At 66.7% G+C, this 24,691-nt stretch carries 23 protein-coding genes and 1 tRNA gene; 16 read left to right on the top strand and 8 right to left on the bottom strand.

All coding sequences use genetic code 11. From position 1 onward, the window contains the following. Positions 1–35: 35 nt before the first annotated feature. From QE360_RS01915 to QE360_RS01905, 3 genes are read left to right on the top strand one after another with little or no spacing between them, the layout of a single operon-like run. Entirely contained in the window at positions 36–1,529 is a 1,494-nt protein-coding gene (locus QE360_RS01915; RefSeq protein ID WP_309704030.1) for a circularly permuted type 2 ATP-grasp protein, read from the top strand. After that, entirely contained in the window at positions 1,529–2,464 is a 936-nt protein-coding gene (locus QE360_RS01910; protein WP_307103322.1) for an alpha-E domain-containing protein, read from the top strand. Before QE360_RS01915 ends, QE360_RS01910 begins: the two co-directional genes overlap by 1 nt. Further along, positions 2,464–3,237, top strand: a complete 774-nt coding sequence (locus QE360_RS01905) for a transglutaminase family protein (protein ID WP_309698877.1) — start codon at positions 2,464–2,466, stop codon at positions 3,235–3,237. Before QE360_RS01910 ends, QE360_RS01905 begins: the two co-directional genes overlap by 1 nt. Before the next feature lie 53 nt (positions 3,238–3,290). Here QE360_RS01905 and QE360_RS01900 read toward each other — a convergent pair whose 3' ends face one another. Together QE360_RS01900 and QE360_RS01895 are read right to left on the bottom strand one after the other, a co-directional pair. Then, the gene (locus tag QE360_RS01900) at positions 3,291–4,088 is read right to left on the bottom strand and encodes an arginyltransferase (RefSeq protein ID WP_307103326.1); all 798 of its coding nucleotides are present in this window, start codon (positions 4,086–4,088) and stop codon (positions 3,291–3,293) included. Between the two features lie 128 nt (positions 4,089–4,216). Continuing rightward, positions 4,217–5,494 carry a threonine ammonia-lyase gene (locus QE360_RS01895; RefSeq protein WP_309698875.1) on the bottom strand — a complete coding sequence of 426 codons (1,278 nt, stop codon included), beginning with the start codon at positions 5,492–5,494 and terminating at the stop codon, positions 4,217–4,219. A gap of 441 nt (positions 5,495–5,935) precedes the next feature. Here QE360_RS01895 and QE360_RS01890 point away from each other — a divergent pair, with 441 nt between their 5' ends. From QE360_RS01890 to QE360_RS01870, 5 genes are all read left to right on the top strand, one after another. Next, a complete protein-coding gene (locus tag QE360_RS01890) occupies positions 5,936–7,855 on the top strand; it encodes a potassium transporter Kup (protein WP_309698873.1) in 1,920 nt (639 codons plus the stop codon). Then, a complete protein-coding gene (locus tag QE360_RS01885) occupies positions 7,852–8,364 on the top strand; it encodes a 2'-5' RNA ligase family protein (RefSeq protein ID WP_309698871.1) in 513 nt (170 codons plus the stop codon). The genes QE360_RS01890 and QE360_RS01885 overlap by 4 nt, the downstream gene beginning before the upstream one ends. Before the next feature lie 55 nt (positions 8,365–8,419). Beyond that, positions 8,420–8,496 (top strand) — tRNA-Met (locus QE360_RS01880). 575 nt (positions 8,497–9,071) lie between these two features. Next, on the top strand, positions 9,072–9,407 hold the full coding sequence (locus QE360_RS01875) for a hypothetical protein (protein ID WP_309698869.1): 336 nt from the start codon (positions 9,072–9,074) through the stop codon (positions 9,405–9,407). A 395-nt stretch (positions 9,408–9,802) separates the two neighbouring features. Then, positions 9,803–11,035 (top strand): GGDEF domain-containing protein, encoded by a 1,233-nt coding sequence (locus QE360_RS01870; RefSeq protein ID WP_309698867.1) that lies wholly within the window; start codon positions 9,803–9,805, stop codon positions 11,033–11,035. A 7-nt stretch (positions 11,036–11,042) separates the two neighbouring features. On the opposite strand, the gene fdhD is transcribed toward QE360_RS01870, so the two are convergent. Genes fdhD through QE360_RS01855 form a run of 3 tightly spaced genes read right to left on the bottom strand, consistent with a single transcriptional unit; the run spans position 11,043 to position 14,651 of the window. Continuing rightward, positions 11,043–11,849 (bottom strand): formate dehydrogenase accessory sulfurtransferase FdhD, encoded by an 807-nt coding sequence (gene fdhD, locus QE360_RS01865; RefSeq protein ID WP_309698865.1) that lies wholly within the window; start codon positions 11,847–11,849, stop codon positions 11,043–11,045. Further along, positions 11,846–12,352, bottom strand: coding sequence for a molybdenum cofactor guanylyltransferase (locus tag QE360_RS01860; protein ID WP_309693293.1), 507 nt, complete (start codon positions 12,350–12,352; stop codon positions 11,846–11,848). Before QE360_RS01860 ends, fdhD begins: the two co-directional genes overlap by 4 nt. A 10-nt stretch (positions 12,353–12,362) precedes the next feature. Next, complete coding sequence (locus QE360_RS01855) at positions 12,363–14,651, bottom strand: FdhF/YdeP family oxidoreductase (RefSeq protein ID WP_309698862.1); 2,289 nt, start codon at positions 14,649–14,651, stop codon at positions 12,363–12,365. A 121-nt stretch (positions 14,652–14,772) separates the two neighbouring features. Between QE360_RS01855 and trxB the strand changes: the two genes are divergently transcribed. Further along, positions 14,773–15,741, top strand: coding sequence for a thioredoxin-disulfide reductase (gene trxB, locus QE360_RS01850; RefSeq protein ID WP_309698860.1), 969 nt, complete (start codon positions 14,773–14,775; stop codon positions 15,739–15,741). Positions 15,742–15,870: 129 nt separating this feature from the next. Here the strand turns inward: trxB and QE360_RS01845 are convergent, their stop codons facing one another. Continuing rightward, positions 15,871–16,326: a universal stress protein gene (locus QE360_RS01845; RefSeq protein ID WP_307103347.1), complete on the bottom strand. Its 456-nt coding sequence runs from the start codon at positions 16,324–16,326 to the stop codon at positions 15,871–15,873. A gap of 130 nt (positions 16,327–16,456) precedes the next feature. Between QE360_RS01845 and QE360_RS01840 the strand changes: the two genes are divergently transcribed. The 4 genes from QE360_RS01840 (at position 16,457) to lpdA (ending at position 19,898) form a co-directional block, all read left to right on the top strand. Next, positions 16,457–17,797 carry a pyruvate dehydrogenase complex dihydrolipoamide acetyltransferase gene (locus QE360_RS01840; protein WP_309698858.1) on the top strand — a complete coding sequence of 447 codons (1,341 nt, stop codon included), beginning with the start codon at positions 16,457–16,459 and terminating at the stop codon, positions 17,795–17,797. A 19-nt stretch (positions 17,798–17,816) separates the two neighbouring features. After that, positions 17,817–18,029, top strand: a complete 213-nt coding sequence (locus tag QE360_RS01835) for a hypothetical protein (RefSeq protein WP_307103351.1) — start codon at positions 17,817–17,819, stop codon at positions 18,027–18,029. Continuing rightward, positions 18,026–18,421, top strand: coding sequence for an acyl-CoA thioesterase (locus QE360_RS01830; protein ID WP_307103353.1), 396 nt, complete (start codon positions 18,026–18,028; stop codon positions 18,419–18,421). The genes QE360_RS01835 and QE360_RS01830 overlap by 4 nt, the downstream gene beginning before the upstream one ends. 64 nt (positions 18,422–18,485) lie before the next feature. Then, positions 18,486–19,898 (top strand): dihydrolipoyl dehydrogenase, encoded by a 1,413-nt coding sequence (gene lpdA / locus QE360_RS01825; RefSeq protein ID WP_309698854.1) that lies wholly within the window; start codon positions 18,486–18,488, stop codon positions 19,896–19,898. 164 nt (positions 19,899–20,062) lie between these two features. Here lpdA and QE360_RS01820 read toward each other — a convergent pair whose 3' ends face one another. Further along, positions 20,063–20,608, bottom strand: a complete 546-nt coding sequence (locus QE360_RS01820) for an isochorismatase family protein (RefSeq protein ID WP_309698851.1) — start codon at positions 20,606–20,608, stop codon at positions 20,063–20,065. Here QE360_RS01820 and QE360_RS01815 point away from each other — a divergent pair. The 3 genes from QE360_RS01815 to QE360_RS01805 are packed head-to-tail and all read left to right on the top strand — an operon-like array spanning position 20,580 to position 22,541. Beyond that, positions 20,580–20,777: a hypothetical protein gene (locus QE360_RS01815; protein WP_309698849.1), complete on the top strand. Its 198-nt coding sequence runs from the start codon at positions 20,580–20,582 to the stop codon at positions 20,775–20,777. The two genes, QE360_RS01820 and QE360_RS01815, sit on opposite strands and share 29 nt — an antisense overlap. Continuing rightward, a complete protein-coding gene (locus QE360_RS01810; protein ID WP_309698847.1) occupies positions 20,774–22,156 on the top strand; it encodes a hypothetical protein in 1,383 nt (460 codons plus the stop codon). Before QE360_RS01815 ends, QE360_RS01810 begins: the two co-directional genes overlap by 4 nt. A 46-nt stretch (positions 22,157–22,202) precedes the next feature. Continuing rightward, a complete protein-coding gene (locus QE360_RS01805; RefSeq protein ID WP_309698845.1) occupies positions 22,203–22,541 on the top strand; it encodes a DUF3140 domain-containing protein in 339 nt (112 codons plus the stop codon). A 302-nt stretch (positions 22,542–22,843) separates the two neighbouring features. On the opposite strand, the gene QE360_RS01800 is transcribed toward QE360_RS01805, so the two are convergent. After that, on the bottom strand, positions 22,844–24,598 hold the full coding sequence (locus QE360_RS01800) for a fatty acyl-AMP ligase (protein WP_309698843.1): 1,755 nt from the start codon (positions 24,596–24,598) through the stop codon (positions 22,844–22,846). Positions 24,599–24,691 lie beyond the last annotated feature (93 nt).

Raw genomic sequence — 24,691 nt, 5'->3', positions numbered from 1 at the left:
TGGAACCCGGCCGCAAGGGGGAGCGTAACAACCGGATGGGGACCATCGCCGCGTTCGACGAAATCATGGGGGGCTCGGGCGCGGTTGCGTCTCGCCCCGAACTGTCTGCTTTGCACCGCTGGCTCGATACCACTCCCGACACCGAATTGCGCCGCCGCCAGCAGGCGGCCGAGGCGACCTTCCGGCAATTGGGCATCACCTTCGCCGTCTATGGTGAGAGCGATGCGGCCGAGCGGATCATTCCGTTCGACATCGTCCCGCGCGTCTTCCTGCCCGACGAATGGGCGCGCCTGTCCGAAGGGCTGGTTCAGCGGGTCGAGGCGATCAACGCCTTCCTCGACGACATTTATGGCGAGCGGAAGATCCTGCGCGACGGCATCCTGCCGCCCGACCTGATCTTCGGCAATCCGCAATTCCGCCCCGAAATCGCGGGGATGCGCCCGCCGCACGGGGTGTGGGCGCATATCTGCGGCATCGACCTGGTCCGGACCGGCCCGGACGATTTCTTCGTGCTGGAGGACAATGCCCGCACGCCCTCCGGCGTCAGCTACATGCTGGAGAATCGCGAGGCGATGCTTCGGCTCTGCCCCGAGCTGTTCCGCCAGTTCCGGGTGGCGGCGGTCGACAGCTATCCCGACCGGCTGCTCGCCACGATGAAGTCGGTCGCGCCGCACGGCGTGGCCGAGCCGACCTGCGTCGTGCTGACGCCCGGCCATTACAACTCGGCCTATTACGAGCACAGCTTCCTGGCCGATTCGATGGGGATCGAACTGGTCGAGGCGGCCGATCTGGTGGTGGACGACGATATCGTCTGGATGCGCACCATTGCGGGCCGGGTGAAGGTCGACGTCATCTATCGCCGGGTCGATGATGATTTCCTCGATCCCTTGGTCTTTCGTCCCGATTCGATGTTGGGCGTGCCCGGCCTGATCGCGGCCTATGCGGCGGGCAATGTCGCGATCCTCAACGCGCCGGGCAACGGCATCGCCGACGACAAGGCGATCTACAGCTATATGCCCGATATCGTCCGCTATTATTCGGGGGCCGAGCCCAAGCTGAAGAATGTCGAGACCTGGCGCTGTCGCGAGCCCGAGGCGCTGGCCTATGTGCTCGACCATCTGGACGAACTGGTCGTCAAGCTGGTCGACGGGTCGGGCGGATACGGGATGTTGGTCGGCCCGACCGCGACAAAGGCGCAGATCGAGCATTTCCGCGCCGCGCTGATCGCCGAGCCGCACCGCTATATCGCGCAGCCGACGCTGGCGTTGTCGACCGTGCCGACCCTGGTCGAAAGCGGGGTCGCGCCGCGCCATGTCGACTTCCGCCCCTTCGTCCTGACGGGCTCGGGCGGGGTGGAGGTGACGCCCGGCGGCCTGACCCGTGTCGCCCTTCGGGAAGGCTCGCTGGTCGTCAATTCCAGCCAGGGCGGCGGCACCAAGGACAGTTTCGTCCTGCTCCATCCCGAACCTGACAGCTGGGTGCAGGTGCAGGGCCAGCAGTCGCAGATCCAGACGCAGGGGGCGCGCTGATGCTGTCGCGGACCGCATCCTCGCTCTACTGGCTGGGGCGTTATTTCGAACGGGCGGACTTCATCGCCCGGCTGGTCGAGGCGACCGTCCGGCTCGACGTGCTGTCGCCGCGATCGGCGGGGCTGGCCGCTTGGGGCTCGGCGCTGGCCGTCACCGATACCGCCAGCGCCTTTGCCGATGGCGGGCGCGAGCTGCGTCGGCGCGAGGTCGCGCGTTTCCTGACGGTCGAGAGCTGCCATCCCGGCTCGATCGTCCGCTGCGTCGACATGGCGCGGACGAACGCGCGCGCGGTCCGCACCGCGCTGACCCGTGAGGCGTGGAGCGCGATCAACCGCGCCTGGCTGCATTTCGAGGCCAAGCCCGCCGCCGACGATCCCACCGCCGTCCTCGGCCTGGTCGAGGCGGTGAAGAACGAGACGCGGGGGTTCGAGGGTGCGGTGCACCGGATGCTGCGCAACCAGACGACATGGTTCATCCGGCTGGGCCAGGCGGTCGAGCGCGCGGACAACACCGCGCGGCTGCTCGACGTCAAATACCACATCCTGCTGCCGGCGGGCGAGCGGATCGGCGGCGTCGTCGATCGCGACCAGTGGACGACGATCCTCCAGACCGTCTCCGCCGTCACCGCCTATCGCTGGCTCTATTCCGACGGGTTGAAGCCCGCCAATGTGATCGACCTGCTGATCGCGCGCACCGAGCTGCCGCGCAGCCTGGCGGCGTCGGTCGAGGAAACGGTGGACGTGCTGGGGCAATTGGCCCGGCGAACGGGGCAGCATGGGGAAGCGGATCGTATGGCGAGGGTGCGCGCAAACCGGATGGGCAAGACGCGGTCGGGCGACGTGATCGCGGGCGGGCTTCACCAATATCTCGAAGCCTTTATCCAGGAGAATGCCCAGCTGCACGGCGCCATCGGCCGTCAGTTCAAGTTCGCCTGATGCGTATCGCCATCGAGCATCAGATCACCCACCGCGTGCAAGGGCGCGGCGGGGCGATCGCCCAGATGCTGCGCCTGACACCGGGCAACAGCGACGACCAGACGGTCGGGCACTGGCGGATCGATGTCGACTGTGACGCGCGGCTGCGCCCCGGCCAGGACGGGTTCGGCAATGCGGTGACGATGCTCTATATCGAGGGGCCGGTCGAACAGGTGACGATCACCGCCAGCGGCGACGTGCTGACCAGCGACGCGCATGGCGTGGTCCATGGCACCATCGAGACGCTGCCGCCCGCGCTGTTCCTGCGCGCGACCCCCGCGACCCCGCAGGACGCGGCGATCGCCGCCTTCGCTCGCGAGGTGACGCAGGACACGGACGGGCCGCTCGCCGCGCTCCATGCGCTGAACGCGGCCTTGCACCGGCGTTTTGCGGACAAGGTCGGGCCGGGGGCGGCCGATGCGGGACAGGCCTTCGCCGCAGATGCGGTCGGGGCGTGCGACCTGGCGCATGTCTTTTGCGTGGCGGCGCGGTCGCTGGCGATCCCGGCCCGCTTCGTCTCGGGCTTCGCGCTGCTCGACGGCGCGACCAACGCGCATTGCTGGGCCGAGGCGCATGTCGAGGGGCTGGGCTGGATCGGGTTCGATCCCAGCATCGGCCTCAGCCCGCAGGACCGCCATGTCCGGGTCGCGGTGGCGCTCGATGCGGCAGGCGCGGCGCCGGTGGCGGGCGAGGCGTGGAGCGACCGAGTTCCGGTGGCCGCTGCGAGCCAGTAGGATATAAGCCCCACCCCCGACCCTCCCCTGAAGGAGAGGGGAGGTGCCGTCGGCTATGCCTCGCCCGCCTCGATCGCGGTCTCGACCGCAGGCGGGCCGGAGGCATCGGGGTTGTCGGCATGGAGCGGCGCCCAGCCGCGCGGGCCCAGCGCCTCCAGCGGCTGGTAGCGGGTCTTGTACATCATCCGCGCCGACCCCTTCACCCAATAGCCCAGATAGACATAGGGCAGGTCGGCCGCGCGGGCGCGCAGGATATGGTCCATGATGATGAAATTGCCCAGGCCGGGCCGCGTCGCATCCTGGGTCTCGAAGAAGCTGTAGATCATCGACAGCCCGTCGCCCTGCCGATCGGTCAGGCAGGCCCCCAGCAACCGTCCGCGCTGCCCCTGCGGACCGGCGGGTTCGCGATATTCGATCAGCATCGACTTGACCGGCGACAGCTCGACCATGTCGGCATAGTCGCTCTCGTCCATCGTGGTCATGCCGCCGCCCGGATGCCGCTCGCCCAGATAGCGGCGCAACAGGTCGAACTGCTCGGCGGTCGCCCAGGGCTGGCAGGCGGTCACCTCCAGATCGGCGTGGCGGCGGAGCAGCTTGCGCTGGGTGGCGTTGGGGCGGAACCCCGTGCTGAGCACCCGAACCGAGACGCAGGCGGTGCATCCGGCGCAGGAGGGGCGATAGGCGACCCCCTGGCTGCGCCGAAAGCCGATCCGGCTCAGCGCCTCGTTCAGCTCGTCGGCATGTTCGCCGTTGAGCTCGGTGAACACCTTCCGCTCCTCGCGCCCCGGCAGATAGGGGCAGGGCGCCGGGCTGGTGACGAAGAAGCGCGGAAAACGAAAGGGCGCAGTCACCGCCGGGCAGTTCCTTCAGGAGGGGAGAAGCACATGTCTAGCGATCTTCCCGCCCGAAGGGATGGGGGTATCGTCGTACGGAAACGGGACGGCCGGCCGGGACATCGCTGACCCGGCCGCCATCGGGATCATGCGAGTTCGACCTGCGTCGTCTCGTAACCCGCCGCGCGCAACGCCTCGATCAGCCGGTGCAGGTGGAGCGCATCGCGCGTCTCGCACTCGATATCGGTGATCAGCCCCTTGGCGGGCAAAGTGGTGAAGACGCGCTGGTGATAGACCTCGATGATGTTCACCCGCTCGTGGTCGAAGATGCGCGCGACGTTGAACAGCGCGCCCGGCTGGTCCTGCAACCGGATGCGCAGCCGCGCCAGCCGCCCGGAGCGGGCGAGGTCGCGCAGCAGCACGTTGGCGAGCAGGCGCGTGTCGATATTGCCGCCGCACAGCACGATGCCGACCGTCTTGCCCCGGAAGCGTTCAGGGTAGGACATCAGCGCGGCCAGCCCCGCCGCCCCGGCGCCTTCGACCACCGTCTTCTCGATCTGGAGCAGCGCGCTGACCGATTCCTCCAGATGGCGTTCATCGACCAGCAGGATCTCTCGGACCAGCTGTGCCACCATCTGCGAGGTCAGGCCGCCCGGCTGCTTGACCGCGATCCCTTCGGCCAGCGTATCACCCGCGCAGGGCAGGGCGGTGCCGTTCAGATGGTTGTACATCGAGGGGAACAGCTGGGCCTGCACGCCGACCACCTCGACCGGCGGGTTGGCGGCCGCCGCGACCGTGGCCATGCCCGAGATCAGCCCGCCGCCGCCGATCGGCACGATCAGCGTGTCGATGTCGGGCGCATCCTCCAGCATCTCGAGCGCGACGGTGCCTTGCCCTGCGATGGTGCGGGGATCGTCGAAGGGATGGACGAAGGTATAGCCGCGCTCGGCCTCCAGCACGCGGGCATGGGCATAGGCGGCGTCGAACGTGTCGCCCTCCAGCACCACGGTCGCGCCGTGCCCTTCGGTCTGGACGACCTTCACGATGGGGGTGGTGCGCGGCATCACGATGGTGGCGGGCACGCCCAGCCGGTTGGCGTGATAGGCCAGGCCCTGCGCATGATTGCCCGCCGAGGCGGCGATCACGCCCTTGGCGCGCGCTTCGTCGGACAGTTGCAGCAGCGTGTTGAGCGCGCCGCGTTCCTTATAGGCGGCGGTGAACTGGAGATTCTCGAACTTCAGATAGACGGTCGCGCCGGTCAGCTGGGACAGGGTCCGGCTGATCAGGGTCGGCGTACGGATGATCCGGTCCGAAATCCGGGCATGGGCGGCGCGGACATCGTCGATCGTGACGATGGGCGCGGCCGATACAGGGACGGAGGACGGGATTTCCGAAGCGGCCTCTGGGGCGGTGCGAGTTACCATGGATCAGGCCGTAGCCGATCGGGGGCGGGAGGTGAACCGTTTCGGTGGGGAATGTCTTGTCGGGGCGGGGCCTTCTTCTCCCCTCCCGCAGGCGGGAGGGGCCGGGGGAGGGCAAGGTGTCTCACCGAGCCCGTCCGCTCGCGGCGTTCCCTCCCCCATCCCCTCCCGCCTGCGGGAGGGGCGTGCCTGGGTAAACGGCATGCACCGCCGCAGGCGTCCCCCTTCCTGCAGGGGCGCGCTCGCAGAGACCATTCCTCGAAGAACCACCCCACCACTGTTGCATTGCGGCATCGCCGCCCACGTGAATCGTGCCCGAATGCAACAAGCGCCCGGCACCTGCGTTGCTGGCCTTTTGGGGCCATGCTAGGGCGTCGCGATGATCACAGGGTTGCCACGGATGTCGCCGATGATCCGCTCCGTCACCGGCACGATCGCCCAGTCATGAGCGTCGCACCGACCGGGATCGCCACCACCGCGACCGAAGAATCCCATTCCCACCATCCCCAGGGGCTGGGGCGCCTGGCGCTGGGGGCGATCGGGGTCGTCTTCGGCGACATCGGCACCAGCCCGCTTTACGCCTTTCGCGAGACCTTCGCGAACCCGCACCACCCGCTGCCGCTCGACAATGCGCATATCCTCGGCGTCATCAGCCTGATCTTCTGGTCGATGATGATCGTCGTGTCGGTCAAATATGTCGCGATCATCATGCGCGCCGACAATCGGGGCGAGGGGGGCAGCCTGGCGTTGCTCGCGCTCGTGTCGGGGCAGACCAAGACGCGGCGCTGGTCGCGCGGGATCGTGCTGCTCGGCGTCTTCGCCACCGCGCTCTTCTATGGCGACAGCATGATTACCCCCGCCGTCACGGTGCTGGGCGCGGTCGAGGGCCTGGCGGTCGCCGCCCCCGCCTTTGGCAGCTTCGTCCTGCCGATCGCGATCACGATCCTGATCGTGCTGTTCAAGATCCAGCGTTCGGGGACCGAGCGGGTCGGGCTGTTCTTCGGGCCCGTCATGCTCGTCTATTTCACCGCCATCGCGGTGCTGGGCATCATGAGCTTCGTCCAGACGCCCGAGGTGCTGTTCGCCCTGTCCCCGCATTATGCGGCGCAATTCTTCCTGATCGAGCCCGTGCGCGGCTTCCTGGCGCTGGGTTCGGTCGTGCTGGCGGTGACGGGGGCCGAGGCGCTCTATGCCGATATGGGCCATTTCGGGCGGCGGCCGATCGGCCTGTCCTGGCTGGTCTTCGTGCTGCCCGCGCTGATGCTCAACTATATGGGGCAGGGGGCCTTGCTGGTCCGGGAGGGCGCGGCGGCGCTGGAGAGCCCCTTCTACATGCTGGCGCCCGAGGGGTTGCAGCTTCCCCTCGTCATCCTCGCCACCGCCGCCGCCGTGATCGCCAGCCAGGCAGTCATCACCGGCGCGTTCTCGGTGACGCAGCAGGCGATCCAGCTGGGCTTCATGCCGCGTCTGCGCATCGAGCATACATCGGCCGCGACCGCCGGTCAGATCTACATCCCGCTCATCAACTGGATGCTGATGGTGATGGTGATCCTGCTGGTGCTGTTCTTCCGCTCCTCGTCCAACCTGACCTCGGCATACGGGATCGCGGTGACGGGGGCGATGCTGATCGACACCTGCCTGCTGGGCGTCGCGCTGACCCGGTTGTGGAAATGGCCGCTTTATGCCGCGCTGCCGCTCCTCGGCCTGTTCTTCCTGGTCGACGGTGCCTATTTCCTCGCCAACCTGACCAAGGTGCCGTCGGGGGGCTGGTTCCCTCTGCTGGTCGGCTTCATCATCTTCACCTTCCTGACCACCTGGTCGACGGGGCGCAAGCTGATGATCCAGCGGTTGCGCGAAGGGACGATGCCGATCCACATCTTCATCGATTCGGCCGCCGGTGCCGCCAGCCGGGTGCCCGGCACCGCGATCTTCATGACCTCCTCGCCCGAGGGGGTGCCGCACGCGCTGCTCCACAACCTCAAGCACAACAAGGTGCTGCACGAGCGGATCATCCTGCTGACCGTCAAGATCATGAGCCAGCCCTATTGGTCCGAGGGCGAGCGCGCCAAGCTGGACGATCTGGGACATGGTTTCCACCGTCTGGTGCTGCGTTTCGGCTTCATGGAAGAGGCCGACGTCCCGTCGGCGCTCAAGCGGGTCGAGATGGCGGGCGGGGCGTTCAAGATGATGGACACCAGCTTCTTCCTGTCGCGCCAGACGCTGCTCGCCGCCGAACGGCCCGGCATGTCGGTGTGGCGCGAGAAGCTGTTCTCCTGGATGCTGCGCAACGCCGAGAGCGCGATGGAATTCTTCCGCCTGCCCACTAACCGCGTGGTCGAGCTGGGCAGTCAGGTCGAGATTTGAGCGGCGAGCCAGCCCCGATTATCGTCACCGCGCTGTTCGGGCGCGCCGACCAGGGCTGGTTCGACGGCTTGCGCCGCCAGCATTTCCCGCCCGAGCGCAACGTGCTCGATGCGCATTGCACGCTGTTCCACCATCTGCCGCCCTCGGTCGAGGCGGAGTTGAAGCATCGGCTGAACGGCCTGACGCGCGGGCAACGCGCGCCGCAGGCGCGGGCGGGGGGGCTAATGTCGCTGGGCCGGGGTGTGGCGATCCGGATCGAATCGCCCGGCCTCGTCGCGATCCGGCGCGAACTGGTCGATGCCTTTGCCGGGATGCTGACCCCGCAGGATGCGGGCGGCTGGCGCGCGCATGTGACGATCCAGAACAAGGTGACGCCCGCCACCGCCAAGCTGCTCCTCCAACAGATGGAGCGCGATTTCCGCCCGCGCGAGGTGGAGGTGATCGGGTTGGGGGCATGGTGGTATCGCGGCGGCCCCTGGGAAATGCTTTCGCGTCATTTGTTCGCTTGACGCCCGAAAATAGCCTGTCTATAGGCGCGCCTCCACCGGGTGGAACGCCTAGCATGGCGAAGTAGCTCAGCTGGTTAGAGCAGCGGAATCATAATCCGCGTGTCGGGGGTTCAAGTCCCTCCTTCGCTACCACCCGGTGTATTTCCTTCCTCAGAATGACGCGGATGGCCAAGCCTCCGATGTCTCCGGTCCTGGCTTACCGGATTGGCACGCGACGCTGACGCCGGGCGTCCTTTATCCCGCCAGTATCGAACGTGTCTCAAAGACCGGTGGCGTTGCGGACGCCGGAAATCGGGTCCCGCCATGTGCGATGATGCCCATTCCAGCGCATGATTGTTGGGCAAGCGAGAGTGCGCTGGATGCCCATGCGACCGCCCGCGATCGGAGCGTGCATCCTCTCAAAACTGGGATTCCTGAAAAGATGGAAGTGGCCACGCCCCAATCTCGATTGGTCATTCTGAATTGTCCAATATCTTGATGAACTTAGATCGGCTCATATAGTTCTCGATCAAGAAGTCTGTCGTCAAAATATTTACTAATAAAACAACTGGCGATATAGTTGAGGCATGGGAAACAAGCCCAGAAATTCTCTTATTTATTCAGTGGTATAATCGGAATGCCTCCATATTTGTCTGGCGCGATGTAATATGGGAGGGGCTCGCTATGCCGGATTGGGGCGGGTGGCCAGGGCGGCCGCGAGGGCGGTCATGGATCTGCTCGAATGGCCCAAGCAAAGGCCTTCCCCCGATTTGATCCCGCCCATGGTTTTTGATTATCGGACGGATGATGGTTCCGAAATCCATGTCCAGTTGCGCAACTGGATCGAGGATGGCGACTGTGTCTGGGGTTCGCCTTTTCCTGATGAAGAGCAGAGATGCTATCATCGTCTTCGTATCGTGCGCTTTCATTGGCCCGCGATGGATCAGGACACGTTCCGTCTGATCAAAGAATTGCCGCTCGCGAGCTTCATGTTTCGACGCGATATTCCAGTCGTTTTCGAAAATCTCGACCTGCCGGTCTATCCCCAGCGGAACGCAGGCTGAAGAAGGCGAGGCATCGCCTCGGCTTCATCGGACAATACACAGATTGATCCGCACCTTTTGGGACGCGGCGTCGAATAGCCTTGCCGCAGCCATGGGTGTTCGGGCTGTCCTGTCGGAATCGACCGGCGGCGGCATCTTGCCGCTTTCGCCTCAGGACTCGCCCGGCGGGTGAGCGGTCCGCGTGGGCATCCAGAAACCGTGCAAAATCCGCCGCATGCCCATTGTCCTCCCACCTGACCTATGCGGAAGGATGACATCTTGGCCATTGTTACGATAGAGGGGCGGCGGATGTATTTTCGTGCCGCGATTCATGACCTGATCTTAACGGATATTTGGTCAATCGGGCGATAGGTCCCCTCATCACGACCCCAATGGGAGGCTTTGGGTTCCACGCCGTGAATGCCGCCGTCTATGCCCTGATAGCCAATAGCTGCATGGCGGCGCTGTTCGTCGTGACTTACGGCGTCGTCGCGATAACCTATTCGCGGCAGCGCGGGGCCGTCTGGTTCATGGTCAGCTATCTGCTGGGTTTCCTGACCCCGATCTGCGAATTGCTGTTCCGCTTCACCGATTATCGGCTGCTGTTCGCGGTGCTGGGATATGCCGCGTTCCTGGGCGCCATCACCGTGATGTCGGTGGGGATCCAGGCCTTTGCGGGTCATCGGCTATGCCGCCGTCCCGCCGCCTTGCTATGGGCGGGCGGAATGGCCTTGCGGATGAGCCTGCTGGGTGGCACCCGCAACAGCCTGCCCTATGAGATGCTGTTCCAGCTGCCGTTCGCGCTCGGATCGATCCTGGTCCTGTTCTCCATCCGGCGGATCGCGCAGAAGGGGCCGATCCGAACCCTGCTGATGGTGGTGTTCGGGATCATCGGCGCGCATTTCCTGGTCAAGCCGTTCATGGCGGCGTCGCTGGGGTCGGGGCATTCGGCGCAATATTATGCGACCAGCTATTATGCGGTCGTGTCGCAGGTCTCGACCGGGGTGTTGCTGGTCGCGGCCGGGCTGTTCCTGATGCTGCTGGTCATCCAGAAGGCGCTGGACGACACGATACGGGATGCAGAGAGCGATCCGTTGACCGGGCTGGCCAATCGGCGTGGACTGGCCAGGGCTGGCCCCGCGCTGCTCGCCGAGGCCAAGCGCGACGGGCACGTCCTTTATGCGATGGTCCTGGACCTCGATCACTTCAAGCGGGTCAACGACATGTTCGGGCACGCGATGGGGGACCGGGTGCTGGTGGCCTTTGCCGACCTGCTGCGGACCGCGACCGCGCCCGATGTGCTGGCGGTGCGCCTGGGGGGTGAGGAATTCGCGCTGCTGGTGCCCGATGCCTTTGGCCCGGCGGAGCGATCCGACAACCGGGCCAGCCACCTGGCCGGCGACATCCGCGCCCTGCTTCGTCGTTTCGACCGGCAGGGCCTGCCACCTCTGACGGTCAGCGGCGGCATCGTGCGCCATGCACCGGGCGAGACGCTCGACGATCTGATCGCCCGCGCCGACCAGCTGGCCTATCGCGCCAAGCGGGCCGGGCGCGACCATATCCTGCACGAGCCGATGCCCGTGGCAGTCGAGCCCTCCCATGACTGGTACGACGAGGCCGAACCGGGGCGGCGCGTCGCCACGGGCTAGGGCCCGGTCAGTCGCGGAACAGCCCGTGCGGGTCGTTCGCGACCAGCATCGCATCGGCACGCGCCAGCGCGATCAGCGTCAGGCCCTGCGCATAGGCATGGTCGATCGCGAGACTGGTCGGGGCCGAGATTCCGACCAGCATCCCGACACCTGCGACCAGGGCCTTGTCGACCATCTCGTAGCTGATCCGCGAGGTGACGAGGATGAAGTCGGCCTCCCGACCCGATCGCGCCAGCGTGCCGACCAGCTTGTCGAGCGCATTGTGCCGCCCGACATCCTCCGCCGCCGCGAGCGTCGCGCCCACCGCATCGCAGGCGATGGCGGCATGGACCGCGCCGGTCAGCGCGTTGAGCGGCTGGGACGCGCGAATGCCCTCCAGCGCGGCGAACAGCGTCGCGGTGCGGGCCTGGGGGGCAGGGGGGCGGTTGGCGACGGGGCGGGCGATCTGCTCCAGCCCGGACAGGCCGCACAGCCCGCAGCTGGTGTCGCTCGTGCGGTGGCGGACCCGGTCGTGGATCCGCCCCCGGCAATGTTCGGCCAGCGTCACACGGACGATCCAGCCCGCCTCCGCCGCAAAGGGATCGATCTCGACGATGTCGCCCGGCGCGTCGATCAGCCGCTCGGTGAGCAGGAAGCCGGTGGCGAAGTCCGCCAGCCGCTCGGGCGTCATCATCATCACCGCATAGCCGAAGCCGTCGACCTCGATCGCGACCGGGCATTCGACCGCGACGGCGCGGGTGATCGGCTCGACCGTATCGGGCGACAGGCGGACGAGCGTCAGCGTCCGGACGGGATCGCCAGTGACCGCCGTCACAGGGCGGCAAGGTCGGCGGGAGTGTTCACATTGGCGATCGGCTGGGGCGATGCGATGGGGATCGCCCCGATCGCCCGGACCCAGCCGCGCACTGAGCGATCGCGGTTGAGCGACAGATGCGCCATCAGATGCGCCCCCAGGGCGGAGGGCCAGAGCCCCAGCACCGGCGCATCCTGGCAATAGCTGGGCTCGCGCCGCAGGATCGCGTCGATCAGCCCGTCGGGCAGGCGCGGCATGTCGCACCCGATGGTCAGGACACAGCGAAAGCCATGGGCGGCGGCATAGTCCAGCGCACCCGCGATCCCGCCGAGCGGCCCCAGATCGGGCTCGGGCATGTCGGGCACGCCTTGCGCGCCGCCCACCTGTACCACGCGCGCGCAATGGGGGGCGATGGTGGCGCGGGCATGCGCCACTAGGGTTCGGTCGCCCAGCATGGCGACCGCCTTGTTCGATCCGAACCGCGACGAACGCCCCCCGGTCAGGACGGCTCCCAATATGCTCATGACGTCATGCTCATGCGGGGACGCGCACCTTCACCGGCACCGACTTGCCCGCGGGCACATGGCTTTCCAGCGCATGATGTTCCAGCGGGATCAGATAGTTGAGTTCGGGGTAATAGCCGCCGATACACCCTTCGGGGATGTTGTACTCGACGACGCGCAGGCCCTCGACCACCCGGTCCTGCCCGTCATCGGCATCGCTTTCCAGCGCGATGGTCTGTCCGTCCGACAGGCCCAGCCTGGCGATGTCGGCCTTGTTCATCATCGCCACCATGCGCGTCCCGCTGATCCCCCGGAAACGATCGTCATAGCCATAGATGGTCGTGTTGAACTGGTCGTTCGAGCGCAGCGTGATGAGGCGCATCCGCCCCTCGGCGGGGGGGATGCCGGAGGCGTCCATGGCGCGCGGCACGTTGAACTCGGCCTTGCCGCTCTCGGTTTCCCATTTGCGGTGCGAGGCGGGATTGCCCTTCCAGAAGCCGCCGGGCTCGAACAGCCGTTCGTTGAAGTTGGCGAATTTGTCGGGATAGACATTCTCGATCGCGGTGCGGACCAGTCCGTAATCGCCGACCCATTCGTCCCATGGCACGTTGGGATTGGGCTCCAGCACCGCCTTGGCGATTCCCGCAACGATGGCGGGTTCGGACAGCAGCGTGTCGGCGGCGGGCGTCGCCTTGCCGACCGAGCCATAGATATGGCTGAACGAATCCTCCATCGACACCGCCTGGCGGCCGCCCTTCTGCATATCGGTCTCGAGACGGCCGAGACAGGGGAGGATGTAGCTTTCCTCGCCCGGCACCAGATGGCTCTTGTTGAGCTTGGTCGCGATATGGACGGTGATGGGCAGCTTCGCCCACGCCGCCTTCATCCTGGCATGTTCGGGCGTGGCGCGCAGGAAGTTGCCGCCCAGCTGGACGAAACCTTGCGCGGTCCCGGCGATGATCTGGCGGCACGCCTCGACCGTGTCCCAGCCCTTTTCGGTCGGCGGCTCGAACTCGAACAATTCCTTAAGCCGCTCGACAGGGGCGAGTTCGGTCTTCTCGGTGATACCGACGGTGCGCTGGCCCTGCACATTGCTGTGCCCGCGCACCGGACCCGGTCCCGCCCCCTCGCGCCCGATATTGCCGCGCAGCAGGAGCAGGTTGACGATCATGTGCAGCGCGTCGATGCCATAGCGATGCTGGGTGATGCCCATGCCGTACACCGCGATCACCCGCTCGGACTTCATATAAACGCGCGCGGCCTGTTCGATGGCATCGCGGGTCAGGCCGGAATCGCGGACGATGTCGCTCCACACGGCCTGGCGGCAGTAATTCGCGAAATCCTCGAACCGGGTCGTGTGCTGCTCGATGAAATGATGATCGAGGATGCGCTTGGTGCCCTTGGCTAGCGCGCGGTCGTCCTCCTCGATCACCAGCTTGCAGATGCCGGTCAGCGCGGCGATGTCGCCGCCCGCCTTCACCTGATGATATTGGGTCGAGATGTCGGTCGAACTGCCGGTCAGCATCTGTATCGGGTTCTGGGGCGAGGCGAAGCGTTCCCAGCCGCGTTCGCGCAGCGGGTTGAACGTCACGATCTCCACCCCGCGCTTGGCGCAGGCCTGGAGATTGTGGAGCATGCGCGGCGCGTTGGTCGCGACATTCTGCCCGAAGGAGAAGATCGCGTCGCACTTGTCGTAATCCTCCATCTGGATCGTCGCGACGGGCGAGCCGATGGCGGATTTGAGCCCGACCGAGGTCGTCTCGTGGCACATGTTGGAGCTGTCGGGCAGGTTCTGCTGCCCCCACATCCGCGCGAACAGCGAATACATGAACGAGGTTTCGAGCGAGGCGCGGCCCGAGGCGTAGAGCACGACCTTGGTCGGGTCGCAGGTCTTCAGCTTGGCGCCGATCGCCGCGAATGCCTCGTCCCAGCTGACCGCGACATATTTGTCGCTCGCGCGGTCATAGCGCATCGGATGGGTCAGGCGGCCCGCCTGCTCCAGATCATGGTCGGGCCATGCCTCCAGCTCCTTGACCGTATGCCTGGCGAAGAAATCTGGCGTGACGCGAAGCGAGCTGAGCTCCCACGCGGTCGCCTTGGCCCCGTTCTCGCAGAACTCGGCGATGTGCGGCTTGGCGGGTTTGCCCCAGGCGCAGCTGACGCACATCACCCCGCCGGGCTTGTTCTGGCGGCGCAACGTGTCGAGCGTCTCGGGCCCCAGCCCCTCCTTGGGCAAGATCTTGGCCATGCCCTTCATCGATCCCCAGCCGCCGGCGGGGGCGGTATATTCGGTGATCTTCACATCGTCGTCGTCGCGCATCAGGCCCATCTCCACTTGCAACGTCAAACGAAGCTAGCGCCGAATGGCCGCATGAGAAGCGGTTCATTTTTGTCGCTCGCGCGACTATCTAGGGCGCAAACATGCTTCACAGGACTATGACATGACCACCCACGCCACCCGCATGCTCATCCTCGGCTCGGGCCCCGCCGGGCTGTCCGCCGCCATCTATGGCGCGCGCGCGGGGATGCAGCCGATCGTGGTGCAGGGCATCCAGCCGGGCGGCCAGCTGACCACCACCACGGATGTCGAGAATTATCCGGGCTTTGCCGACGTCATCCAGGGCCCCTGGCTGATGGAGCAGATGCAGAAGCAGGCGGAACATGTCGGCGCGCGGATGATGTGGGACACGATCACGGAAGTGGACCTGACCAGCCGCCCGTTCCGCCTGATCGGCGACGGCGGCGACGTCTATGAGGGCGAGGTGCTGGTCATCGCGACGGGCGCGCAGGCCAAGTGGCTGGGCCTGGACAGCGAAGACGCGATGAAGGGCAAGGGCGTGTCGGCCTGCGCGACCTGCGACGGCTTCTTCTATCGCGGCAAGAAGGTCGCGGTGATCGGCGGCGGCAACACCGCGGTCGAGGAGGCGCTGTACCTGACCAACCATAGCGACGACGTGACGCTGATCCACCGCCGCGATTCGCTGCGCGCCGAGCGCATCCTGCAGGAGCGGCTGTTCGCGCATCCCAATGTGAAGGTGCTTTGGAACAAGGAAGTCCGCGAATTCGTCGACGGCGGCGGCAATGCGGGCCTCGTCGCGCTCGACCTGCTCGATACGGTGACGGGCGAGCATAGCCGCCTGGACGTGGAGGGCGGCTTCGTCGCGATCGGCCATCACCCGGCGACCGAGCTGTTCCGGGGGCATCTGGAGCTGGATTCGGACGGTTATATCGCGGTCGAGACGGGTTCGACGCGGACCAGCGTGCCCGGCGTGTTCGCGTGCGGCGACGTGGCGGACAAGGTCTATCGTCAGGCGGTGACGGCGGCGGGCACTGGCTGCATGGCCGCGCTGGATGCCGAACGCTTCCTGGCGGCGGCCGAGTTCGAGGACATGGCCAAGGCGGCGGAGTAACCGCGCGCATTCCTCCCCTGCAAGGGGAGGTGGCAGTCCGCAGGACTGACGGAGGGGTGTCACCATCAGCGGGCACACCCCTCCACCAGCTTCGCTGGTCCCCCTCCCCTTGCAGGGGAGGAATTTATTTCAACTTAACCGATCGATCGCCTCCAGCGTCAGCGATCCCGGAATGATCATCACCGGCACGGGCAGCGCGCCCGCGTCGGTGCCCGAGAAATGGCTGACCAGCTTGCCCGGCGCGCCGCTGGCGGCGGCGCCCAGCACCAGCGCGGCGATGTCGGGATTGGCCGCGATCATCTCGCGGATCACCTTGGGCGCATCGCCCTCGCGCACCGTGATCGAGGGACGCAGCCCCGATTCGTCGAGCAGCGTCCCCGCCGCGCTCGCGACCAGCGCCTCGGCCTGTTGGCGCGCCTCGTCCTCGATCGTCGCCTGGACACCGCCGAACGCGATGAATTCCTGCGGCGGCAGGACGGTCAGGATCTCGACGCCGCCGCCCGTCTTCACCGCGCGTCGCGCAGCAAAGCGCAGGGCGATCACCGATTCCGGACTGTCGTCGATCACGACCAGATAGATACGCATGGCGGCCCCCCAATTTGTGTCGAATGGATGCCGTTACATAACATTTCGTGCAAGGCCATGACTTGACCGGGCGCAATTCGGGCGCAAGAGACGGGCCGCTACGGAATTGGTTTGCCCCGAGAGGACCTCCATGTCGATCGAGATCAAGATGCCCGCGCTGTCGCCGACCATGGAGGAAGGCACGCTGGCCAAATGGCTGGTGAAGGAAGGGGATACGGTGAAGTCCGGCGATATCATGGCCGAGATCGAAACCGACAAGGCCACGATGGAATTCGAGGCGGTGGATGAAGGCGTGATCGCCAAGATCCTCGTCGCCGAGGGTTCGGACAATGTGAAGGTCGGCACCGTCATCGCGATCCTGGCCGAAGAGGGCGAGGACGCCGCGTCGGTTCAGGCGCCGTCCAAGTCGGAAACCCCGGCTCCGGCCAAGCCGATGCCGACCGACCCCACCGATCCCAACAAGACCGGCAGCGAAGCCAAGCCCGTCGAGCGCACGGTCGAACAGGCCGAGGATCATGGCAAGCCCGCCGATTCGGGCAAGCAGGCCGGCCAGGGCGGCCGCGCGATCGCCAGCCCGCTGGCGCGCCGCATCGCCTCGCAAAAGGGCCTCGACCTGTCGGCGCTGACCGGATCGGGCCCCAATGGCCGCATCGTGAAGGCGGACGTCGAGAATGCGCAGCCGGGCCAGGCCAAGGCAGCGGCTCCGGCCGCGTCGACCTCGGCTCCGGCGGAAACCGCCTCGGCTCCCGTCGCCGCGCCGAAGCCCGCGCAGGTGCCGGACATCCCGCACGAGGCGTCGAAGCTGTCCAACATGCGCAAGACGATCGCGCGTCGCCTGACCGAGTCGAAGCAGCAGGTTCCGCACATCTATCTGACGGTGGACGTGCGCCTCGACGCGCTGCTCAAGCTGCGTGGCGAGCTGAACGCGGGTCTCGAATCGCGTGGCGTCAAGCTGTCGGTCAACGACATGCTCATCAAGGCGCTGGGCGTCGCACTGATGGCGGTGCCGAAGTGCAACGTCATGTTCACGCCCGACCAGCTGATCAGCTTCAAGCGCGCCGACATCTCGGTCGCGGTGTCGACCCCGGCGGGCCTCATCACCCCGATCGTGTCGGAGGCCGATACGCGCTCGCTGTCGTCCATCTCGACCACGATGAAGGACCTGGCCACCCGCGCCCGCGACAACAAGCTGCAGCCGCACGAATTCCAGGGCGGCACCGCCTCGATCTCGAACATGGGCATGTTCGGCATCAAGCAGTTCGAGGCGGTCATCAACCCGCCGCAGGGCATGATCCTGGCGATCGGCGCGGGCGAGAAGCGTCCCTATATCGTCGACGACCAGCTGGGCGTGGCGACCGTCATGTCGGCGACCGGCAGCTTCGACCACCGCGCGATCGACGGGGCCGATGGCGCCGAGCTGATGAAGGTGTTCAAGGAACTGGTCGAGCGTCCGCTGGCGATGCTGGCCTGATAGACCGGGGGCGGGCGCCATGCGGGTTCGGATCGAGCTGTTCTATATCGGCCTGGGGTTGATCGCGGCGCTCGTCATGACCTGGGCCGCGGCCTGGGCCTATCCGCTGGGCCGCACCGAAATCTGGTGGTGCGGCGTGGCGGCGATGGTCGCGACGATGGCGATGGGCATCGGTCCGCTCCACCGGGCGCGCATCGCCGACCGCATGGCACGGAGACACGCCGAACAATGAGCACGCTGCCCGATCAGAACCCCACCATCCGCGTCACCGCCATGCCGTCCGACGCCAATCCTTACGGCGATATCTTCGGCGGCTGGCTGATGGGCCAGATGGATCTGGCGGCGGGTTCGGTGGCCTCGCGCCATTCGGGCGGCCGGGCGGTCACGATCGCGGCGGAGGGGATGAAGTTCCACGCCCCCGTGCTCGTCGGCGACGAGGTGTCGGTCTATGCGACGCTGGTCCGGGTCGGCAACACGTCGATGACGATCGAGGTCGAGGCCTGGCGCCGCGCCCGCCACGTCGAGGATGCGACCAAGGTGACGCAGGCCCGCTTCGTGTTCGTCGCGACCGACAAGGACCGCAAGCCGCGCAGCGTTCCGCCGCTGACTCCCGCGCAAGACTGATTGAAATTTTCTCGGGGTCACACCCCACGCACCGCCAAGGCGCGCGTTCAGAAGGAAGAGCAACGTGGCTGACACTTACGACCTTATCGTCCTCGGCTCCGGCCCCGGCGGCTATGTCGCGGCGATCCGCGCGAGCCAGCTTGGCCTGAAGGTCGCGATCGTCGAGCGCGAGCGGCTGGGCGGCATCTGCCTCAACTGGGGCTGTATCCCGACCAAGGCGCTGCTGCGCTCGGCCGAGGTCTATCACTATATGACCCACGCCGCGCAGTACGGCCTGTCGGTCGAAAAGCCCTCGTTCAGCCTGGACAAGGTGGTCGATCGCAGCCGCAAGGTCGCGGGCCAGCTGAATGCCGGCGTCAAGGGCCTGATGAAGAAGAACAAGGTCGCCGTGCATGAAGGCGTCGGCACGATCACCGGAAAGGGCAAGCTGTCGGTCGTCCAGGGCGACAAGACCACCGAGCTGACCGCCAAGCACATCATCGTCGCCACCGGCGCGCGCGCGCGCGACCTGCCCTTTGCCAAGGCGGATGGCGAGCGCATCTGGACCTATCGCCACGCGATGGTGCCGCCCGCCATGCCGACCAAGCTGCTGGTCATCGGATCGGGTGCGATCGGCGTCGAGTTCGCCAGCTTCTACAACGACATGGGCGCGGAAGTGACCATCGTCGAGATGCTCGACCGGATCATGCCGGTCGAGGATGCCGAAGTCAGCGACTTCATGACCAAGCAGCTGACCAAGTTCGGCATGACCATCAAGACCAAGACCGGCCTGGAAAAGCTGGAGGCGACCGCATCGGGCGTCAAGGCTGCGATGAAGGGCCCGGACGGCAAGGTCGAGACCGCCGAGTTCAGCCATGCGATCGTCGCCATCGGCATCGTCCCCAACACCGAGAATATCGGCCTGGAGAAGCTGGGCATCACCACCGATCGCGGTCACATCAAGACCGACGGCTATGGCCGCACCAATGTCGACGGCATCTGGGCGATCGGCGACGTGACGGGCGCGCCCTGGCTGGCGCACAAGGCGAGCCATGAGGGCGTGATCGCCGCCGAGGCCATCGCGCAGGCGCTGGGCAACAAGGACGTCCACCCGCATGCGATGGACAAGGGCAACATCCCGGGCTGCACCTATTCGCGTCCGCAGGTCGCCAGCGTCGGCCTGACCGAAGCGAAGGCCAAAGAAGCCGGTTACGAAGTGAAGGTCGGCAAGTTCCCCTTCATCGGCAACGGCAAGGCGATCGCGCTGGGCGAGGCCGAGGGTTTCGTGAAGACCGTGTTCGACGCCAAGACCGGCGAGCTGCTGGGCGCGCACATGGTCGGCGCGGAAGTGACCGAGATGATCCAGGGCTATGTCGTCGCCCGCCAGCTGGAGACGACCGAGGCCGAGCTGATGGAAACGGTGTTCGCGCATCCGACCATTTCGGAGTCGATGCACGAGTCGGTGCTGGCCGCCTATGGGCGCGCGTTGCACATCTGATTTTTACGGATCGGATACAGGTGAGGGGCTCGCTGCGGCGGGCCCCTTCTTTGTTGGGGTATGCCCGTGGCCTTCGACTTCGCTCAGGCTGAACGGGGGTTGGGGAGCGGCATCATTCCATCACTCCGTTCAGCCTGAGCGAAGTCGAAGGCCACGCCCAACCCTCACCCCAATCCGGCCAGCACCGCCTCGCTGTCGCGCAATTTGGCGAAATCCGCCGCCAGCAACCCCATGGTGACATCGAAGATCGCCTGCGCGTCCAGCCCGGCGGAGGGCAGGTCGAAGCCCAGCACCGCATCCGGCACCACCGTCACCGCAAAGCCCAGATCGGAGGCCGCACGCGCCGTCGAATTGACGCAGAACCCCGCCACCGCCCCGACGATGTGGAGATGCGACAGCCCCTGTTCGTGCAGATGTGCCGCCAGCGGCGTCGTGGCGAAGGCGGAGGAGCTTCGCTTCACGAAGATCGCCTCACCGGGCCGCTCCAAGGCGCAGGCCATCGGCGGATAGCCGGGCGCGTCGGAATGCAGGGGCGAAGTCGGGTCGGCCTCGGCATGGCGGATATGGATGACCGGCCGCCCGGCCCCGCGAAACGCCTCGGCCAGAACCCCGATCCTGGCGGGCGCATCCCCGTTGACGTGCGGACGCCCGGCCTCGATCCGGTCCTGCATCGCCTGTTGCATGTCGATGATCACCAAGGCGCTGGTCATGCCCACTCGCTCCCCCATCTTCGCTGCAATGTCCCTAATCCACGCGGGCGACCGCGCAAAGGCCATCGCCGATCGGCCGATCCGGGCCATCCTGCCGCATTCCGCTTGCGAAACGGATGGTTTTGGCCGCATCGGTCGCATCCGCAACAGTTCGACCGGCGAGCCATGACCCGAGCCCTTTCCCACCGCCTGCGCATCGCCATCGCGGCGCTGATCCTGTTCGGGCTGAGCCTGCTGATCTTCGCACCGGGCTATGTCGAATATGACAGCGTGGGCCAATATGCGCAGGCGCTGACCGGGACATATGACGACTGGCACCCGCCGATCATGGCGCGGCTCTGGTCGCTGTTTCCGGGGCAGGGCGCGCGGCCGATGCTGGTCCTGCAACTGGCGACATGGTGGCTGGGGCTGGGGTGCATCGCGGCGGCGATCGTCGACCGGCGGCCGCGCGCGGCGCTGGGCGTGCTGGCGGTCGGACTGGTGCCGCCCTGGCTGGGCTGGGAGGTGGCGATCCTGAAGGACGCGCAGATGACCGGCGCGGCGTTGGCGGCGGTCGGCATCCTTGGCTGGTGGCGATTGCGCGGACGGCCGGTGCCCGGCTGGGGCTGGGCGGCGGCGGGCATGTTGCTCGCCTATGCCGCGCTGGTCCGGGCCAATGCGATCTTCGCCATCGCGCCGCTGGTCGCCTTGCTCGTCGCCGATCGCTGGGGCCGCCGGATCGCGATCACCGTCGCGCTGACGCTGGCGACGCTGGCGGTGGCGCCGCTCGTCAATCACAAGCTCCTCGGCGCGAAGCCCAGCGGCGTCGCGCGATCGCAGGCGCTGTACGATCTGGCCGGAATCGCCGTGCGGGTACCCTATGACGCGCGGCTGGGTTTCTCTCCGCAGGAAGTTGCCGAAATCCGCGTCAAGGGGTGCGTGAAGCCGTTCTTCTGGGACCCTCTGGGCGAGCCCGCGCGGTGCGGCACCCGGTTGCAGCGGTTCGAGACGATCCCGCCTTCGCGTCTCTACGCCCGGCTGGCCCCCGCCATGCTGCATCATCCGCTGGCCTATGCGGCGCAGCGGCTGGCGCATGTCAATTCGACCTGGCGTCTGTGGGTGCCGCCGCGCTGGCCCAATGCCGCGCCGCCGCAGGGCAGCGAGGCGAACGACTATGGCCTGGGCCATCCGGGGCCCGTCGCGCTGACGTGGCAGCGCATGGCGAGCCCCTGGGTCGATGCGCCGGTCATGTGGCCGATCATCTGGATCATCCTGGCGGCGGGCGGCCTGGCCGTGACGCGGGGGAGCGGGCTGGCGGGGGCGTTGTTCGGATCGGCGCTGGGGCTGGAGGCCAGCTTCCTGGTCGTCAGCGTCGCCTCGGATTTCCGCTATCATCTGTGGCCGGTCATGGCCTGCGCGCTGGGGCTGATCCTGGCCAAGCCGTGGCAGGGCGACCGGCGCATCGTCCGCGCGACGCTGGCGGCGTTGGTCGCGGTGCTGCTGCTCGGCGGGATCGCACGCGCGACCATGGCCGCGCCGCCGCAAAGCTATCAGGGCATGCTGGTCTGAACCCGAAATCCGGTCGGCGGCGTTACCCCGCCGAAAGGAGCCGCAAATGGCCGACGATCACGACCAGATCTATGCCGATTTCAAGGAGGCCGTGAACATGGCCCCCGCCGAACTCGAGAAATTCCTCGACAGCGACGAGTCGAAGGAGGTCGGGCAGAAGAAGGACGGCGCCGACGAAAGCGTGGGGCATGAATCGGGCGGCAAGATCGTCGCGATCAAGCGCAAGAATAAGGCCGATCTGACCGACGACGACTATGCGCACATGAAGAAGGTCGTCGGCTATGTGCACCGGCATTTGAAGCAGGGCGGCCCCGACAAGGATGTCGAGCATTCGCCATGGCGCTATTCGCTGATGAACTGGGGGCATGACCCGCTGAAGGATTGAGATGCCCGGAACGCCGTTCAGCCTGAGCGAAGTCGAAGGCCACGCCTCGTCCTCACCCCACGCCGCCGCCCCGGCGAAGGCCGGGGTCCAGTCGGGGTGGTCTATCGAGCACGCCACGGACTTGGTGGCCATTGGACCCCGGCCTTCGCCGTGGTGGTGGTTGGAGTGGGAGCGACCGGATTCCCTTGGCCTTCGACTTCGCTCAGGCTGAACGGGGGATGGGGATACCGGCTCCAAGGTGATGGAGATAGGAAAAGGGCCCGGCCTTTCGACCGAGCCCTCTCTCAAATCTCGAACCGGGATCAGGCCGCGACGTCGTACGGCTTGATCTCGCCCGCCAGATACAGGTTGCGGGCCTTGGCGCGGCTCAGCTTGCCCGAGCTGGTGCGGGGCAGGGTGCGCGGCGGGATCAGTTCGATGACGCAGTTCATGCCGGTCACCGCGCGTACGCGCTCGCGGATTTCGTCACGCAGGCGGGCGCGTTCCTCGTCGTCCGAGCTACGGCACTGGACCAGCACGGCGGGGGTTTCCTCGCCGCCCGGCGTGGTGATGGCGAAGGCGGCGATGTCGCCCGCCTTGAAGCCCGGCAGCTGCTCGACCGCCCACTCGATGTCCTGCGGCCAGTGGTTGCGGCCGTTGACGATGATCATGTCCTTGGCGCGGCCGACGATGTAGATATAGCCCTTGGACATATAGCCCATGTCGCCGGTGTCGAGCCAGCCATCGACCATGCAGGCTTCGGTCGCGGCCTGGTCGCGGAAATATCCGACCATGACCGACGGGCCCTTGCACCACACCTTGCCGATCGCCCCGTCGGGCAGCGGCGTGCCGTCCTCCTCGCGGATTTCGATCACCATATCGCGCGCGGGCTTGCCGCAATTGACGATGGCGCGGAAACGCTGCGGCCGGTCGGTGCCGCGTGCGCCGCCCGACAGCTGGGTTTCCTCGACCAGCTCGACGCGGATGCCTTCGCCCGGTGGCATGATCGACACCGCCAGCGTCGCCTCGGCCAGCCCATAGGAGGGCAGGAAGGCGGTTGCCTGGAAGCCCGCATCGGCAAAGGCGTCGACGAAGGACTGCATGACGTCGGGGCGGATCATGTCCGCGCCATTGCCCGCGATCCGCCAGCGCGACAGGTCGAAACGGTCCGACGCCTTGGTCTGCGACGAGATGCGGCGCGCGCAGATGTCATAGCCGAAGGTCGGCGAATAGCTGACCGAGGTGCCCGGATTGCGGCTGATCATGTCGAGCCACGCCAGCGGGCGACGCGCGAAATCCTCGGTCTTCAGGTAATCGGTCGACACCTGGTTGGCGACTGGCGACAGGAAGCAGCCGACCAGACCCATATCGTGATACCAGGGCAGCCACGAGACGCAGCGGTCGCTCTCCTGGATCTTCATGCCATGGCTGTGCGCCGCCAGATTGTTGAGCAGCGCATGGTGGGTGATCGCCACGCCATGCGGAAAGCGGGTCGAGCCGCTGGAATATTGCAGATAGGCGATCGCGTCCGACTTAGCCTCGGGCAGCGGCGCCTCGGGCGCCTCGCGCCGGGCGAAACTGTCCCAGTCGATCCCCTCGACGCCCGCCGCCTCGGCCGCCGCACCGGCCATCTGCGCCAGTTCGGGCGGGAAGATCAGCATCTTGGGGTCGCAGCTGGCAAGCTGGACGCGCAGCTGCTCGATATAGCTGTCGCGCCCCCCGAACGAGGTCGGCAGCGGCAGCGGCACCGGCCAGGCGCCCGCATAGATCACGCCGAAGAAGAGGGCGGCGAATTCCGGCCCCGTCTCGGCGACCAGCGCGATCCGCTCCTCGGGGCGCACGCCGCTGGCGATCAGCCGGCGGGCGCAGGCCAGCGCGTCGTCGCGCAGCTCGGAGAAGGGATAGGGACGGGTCAGGACCCCGCGCGCATCGTGGAAGTTCAGACCGCGCGAGCCCGAGGCGGCATAGTCCAGCGCCTGGCCCAGCGTATCGAAGTCGGCGAAGCGGCGCGGCAGCGCATCTTCGGTCGGCGTCGCGATGATGGCGCGCGCGTCGTCCTGATGGTGCTCGATCGTCATGGCCTTGCCTTCGTTCCTTATGCTCTTGCATCGTCCGGGCCGCGGGGCCGCGGAGACGAGTATGATTCTTTCGCCGGATGGACGGCGGCTTCC

This window comes from Sphingomonas sp. SORGH_AS_0789 (assembly GCF_031453055.1).
Classification (GTDB): domain Bacteria; phylum Pseudomonadota; class Alphaproteobacteria; order Sphingomonadales; family Sphingomonadaceae; genus Sphingomonas.
Note: the sequence above shows the minus strand (reverse complement) of the source record. Positions and strands in the feature narration are given on the sequence as shown.

Excerpts from the sequence above, each read along its gene's own strand:
- QE360_RS01915 (WP_309704030.1), top strand. The coding sequence starts at position 36 with ATGGGGACCATCGCCGCGTTCGACGAAATCATGGGGGGCTCGGGCGCG.
- QE360_RS01910 (WP_307103322.1), top strand. The coding sequence starts at position 1,529 with ATGCTGTCGCGGACCGCATCCTCGCTCTACTGGCTGGGGCGTTATTTC.
- QE360_RS01905 (WP_309698877.1), top strand. The coding sequence starts at position 2,464 with ATGCGTATCGCCATCGAGCATCAGATCACCCACCGCGTGCAAGGGCGC.
- QE360_RS01895 (WP_309698875.1), bottom strand. The coding sequence starts at position 5,494 with ATGGTAACTCGCACCGCCCCAGAGGCCGCTTCGGAAATCCCGTCCTCC.
- QE360_RS01890 (WP_309698873.1), top strand. The coding sequence starts at position 5,936 with ATGAGCGTCGCACCGACCGGGATCGCCACCACCGCGACCGAAGAATCC.
- QE360_RS01875 (WP_309698869.1), top strand. The coding sequence starts at position 9,072 with ATGGATCTGCTCGAATGGCCCAAGCAAAGGCCTTCCCCCGATTTGATC.
- QE360_RS01860 (WP_309693293.1), bottom strand. The coding sequence starts at position 12,352 with ATGAGCATATTGGGAGCCGTCCTGACCGGGGGGCGTTCGTCGCGGTTC.
- QE360_RS01855 (WP_309698862.1), bottom strand. The coding sequence starts at position 14,651 with ATGCGCGACGACGACGATGTGAAGATCACCGAATATACCGCCCCCGCC.
- trxB (WP_309698860.1), top strand. The coding sequence starts at position 14,773 with ATGACCACCCACGCCACCCGCATGCTCATCCTCGGCTCGGGCCCCGCC.
- QE360_RS01845 (WP_307103347.1), bottom strand. The coding sequence starts at position 16,326 with ATGCGTATCTATCTGGTCGTGATCGACGACAGTCCGGAATCGGTGATC.
- QE360_RS01840 (WP_309698858.1), top strand. The coding sequence starts at position 16,457 with ATGTCGATCGAGATCAAGATGCCCGCGCTGTCGCCGACCATGGAGGAA.
- QE360_RS01835 (WP_307103351.1), top strand. The coding sequence starts at position 17,817 with ATGCGGGTTCGGATCGAGCTGTTCTATATCGGCCTGGGGTTGATCGCG.
- QE360_RS01830 (WP_307103353.1), top strand. The coding sequence starts at position 18,026 with ATGAGCACGCTGCCCGATCAGAACCCCACCATCCGCGTCACCGCCATG.
- QE360_RS01815 (WP_309698849.1), top strand. The coding sequence starts at position 20,580 with ATGTCGATGATCACCAAGGCGCTGGTCATGCCCACTCGCTCCCCCATC.
- QE360_RS01820 (WP_309698851.1), bottom strand. The coding sequence starts at position 20,608 with ATGACCAGCGCCTTGGTGATCATCGACATGCAACAGGCGATGCAGGAC.
- QE360_RS01810 (WP_309698847.1), top strand. The coding sequence starts at position 20,774 with ATGACCCGAGCCCTTTCCCACCGCCTGCGCATCGCCATCGCGGCGCTG.
- QE360_RS01805 (WP_309698845.1), top strand. The coding sequence starts at position 22,203 with ATGGCCGACGATCACGACCAGATCTATGCCGATTTCAAGGAGGCCGTG.
- QE360_RS01800 (WP_309698843.1), bottom strand. The coding sequence starts at position 24,598 with ATGACGATCGAGCACCATCAGGACGACGCGCGCGCCATCATCGCGACG.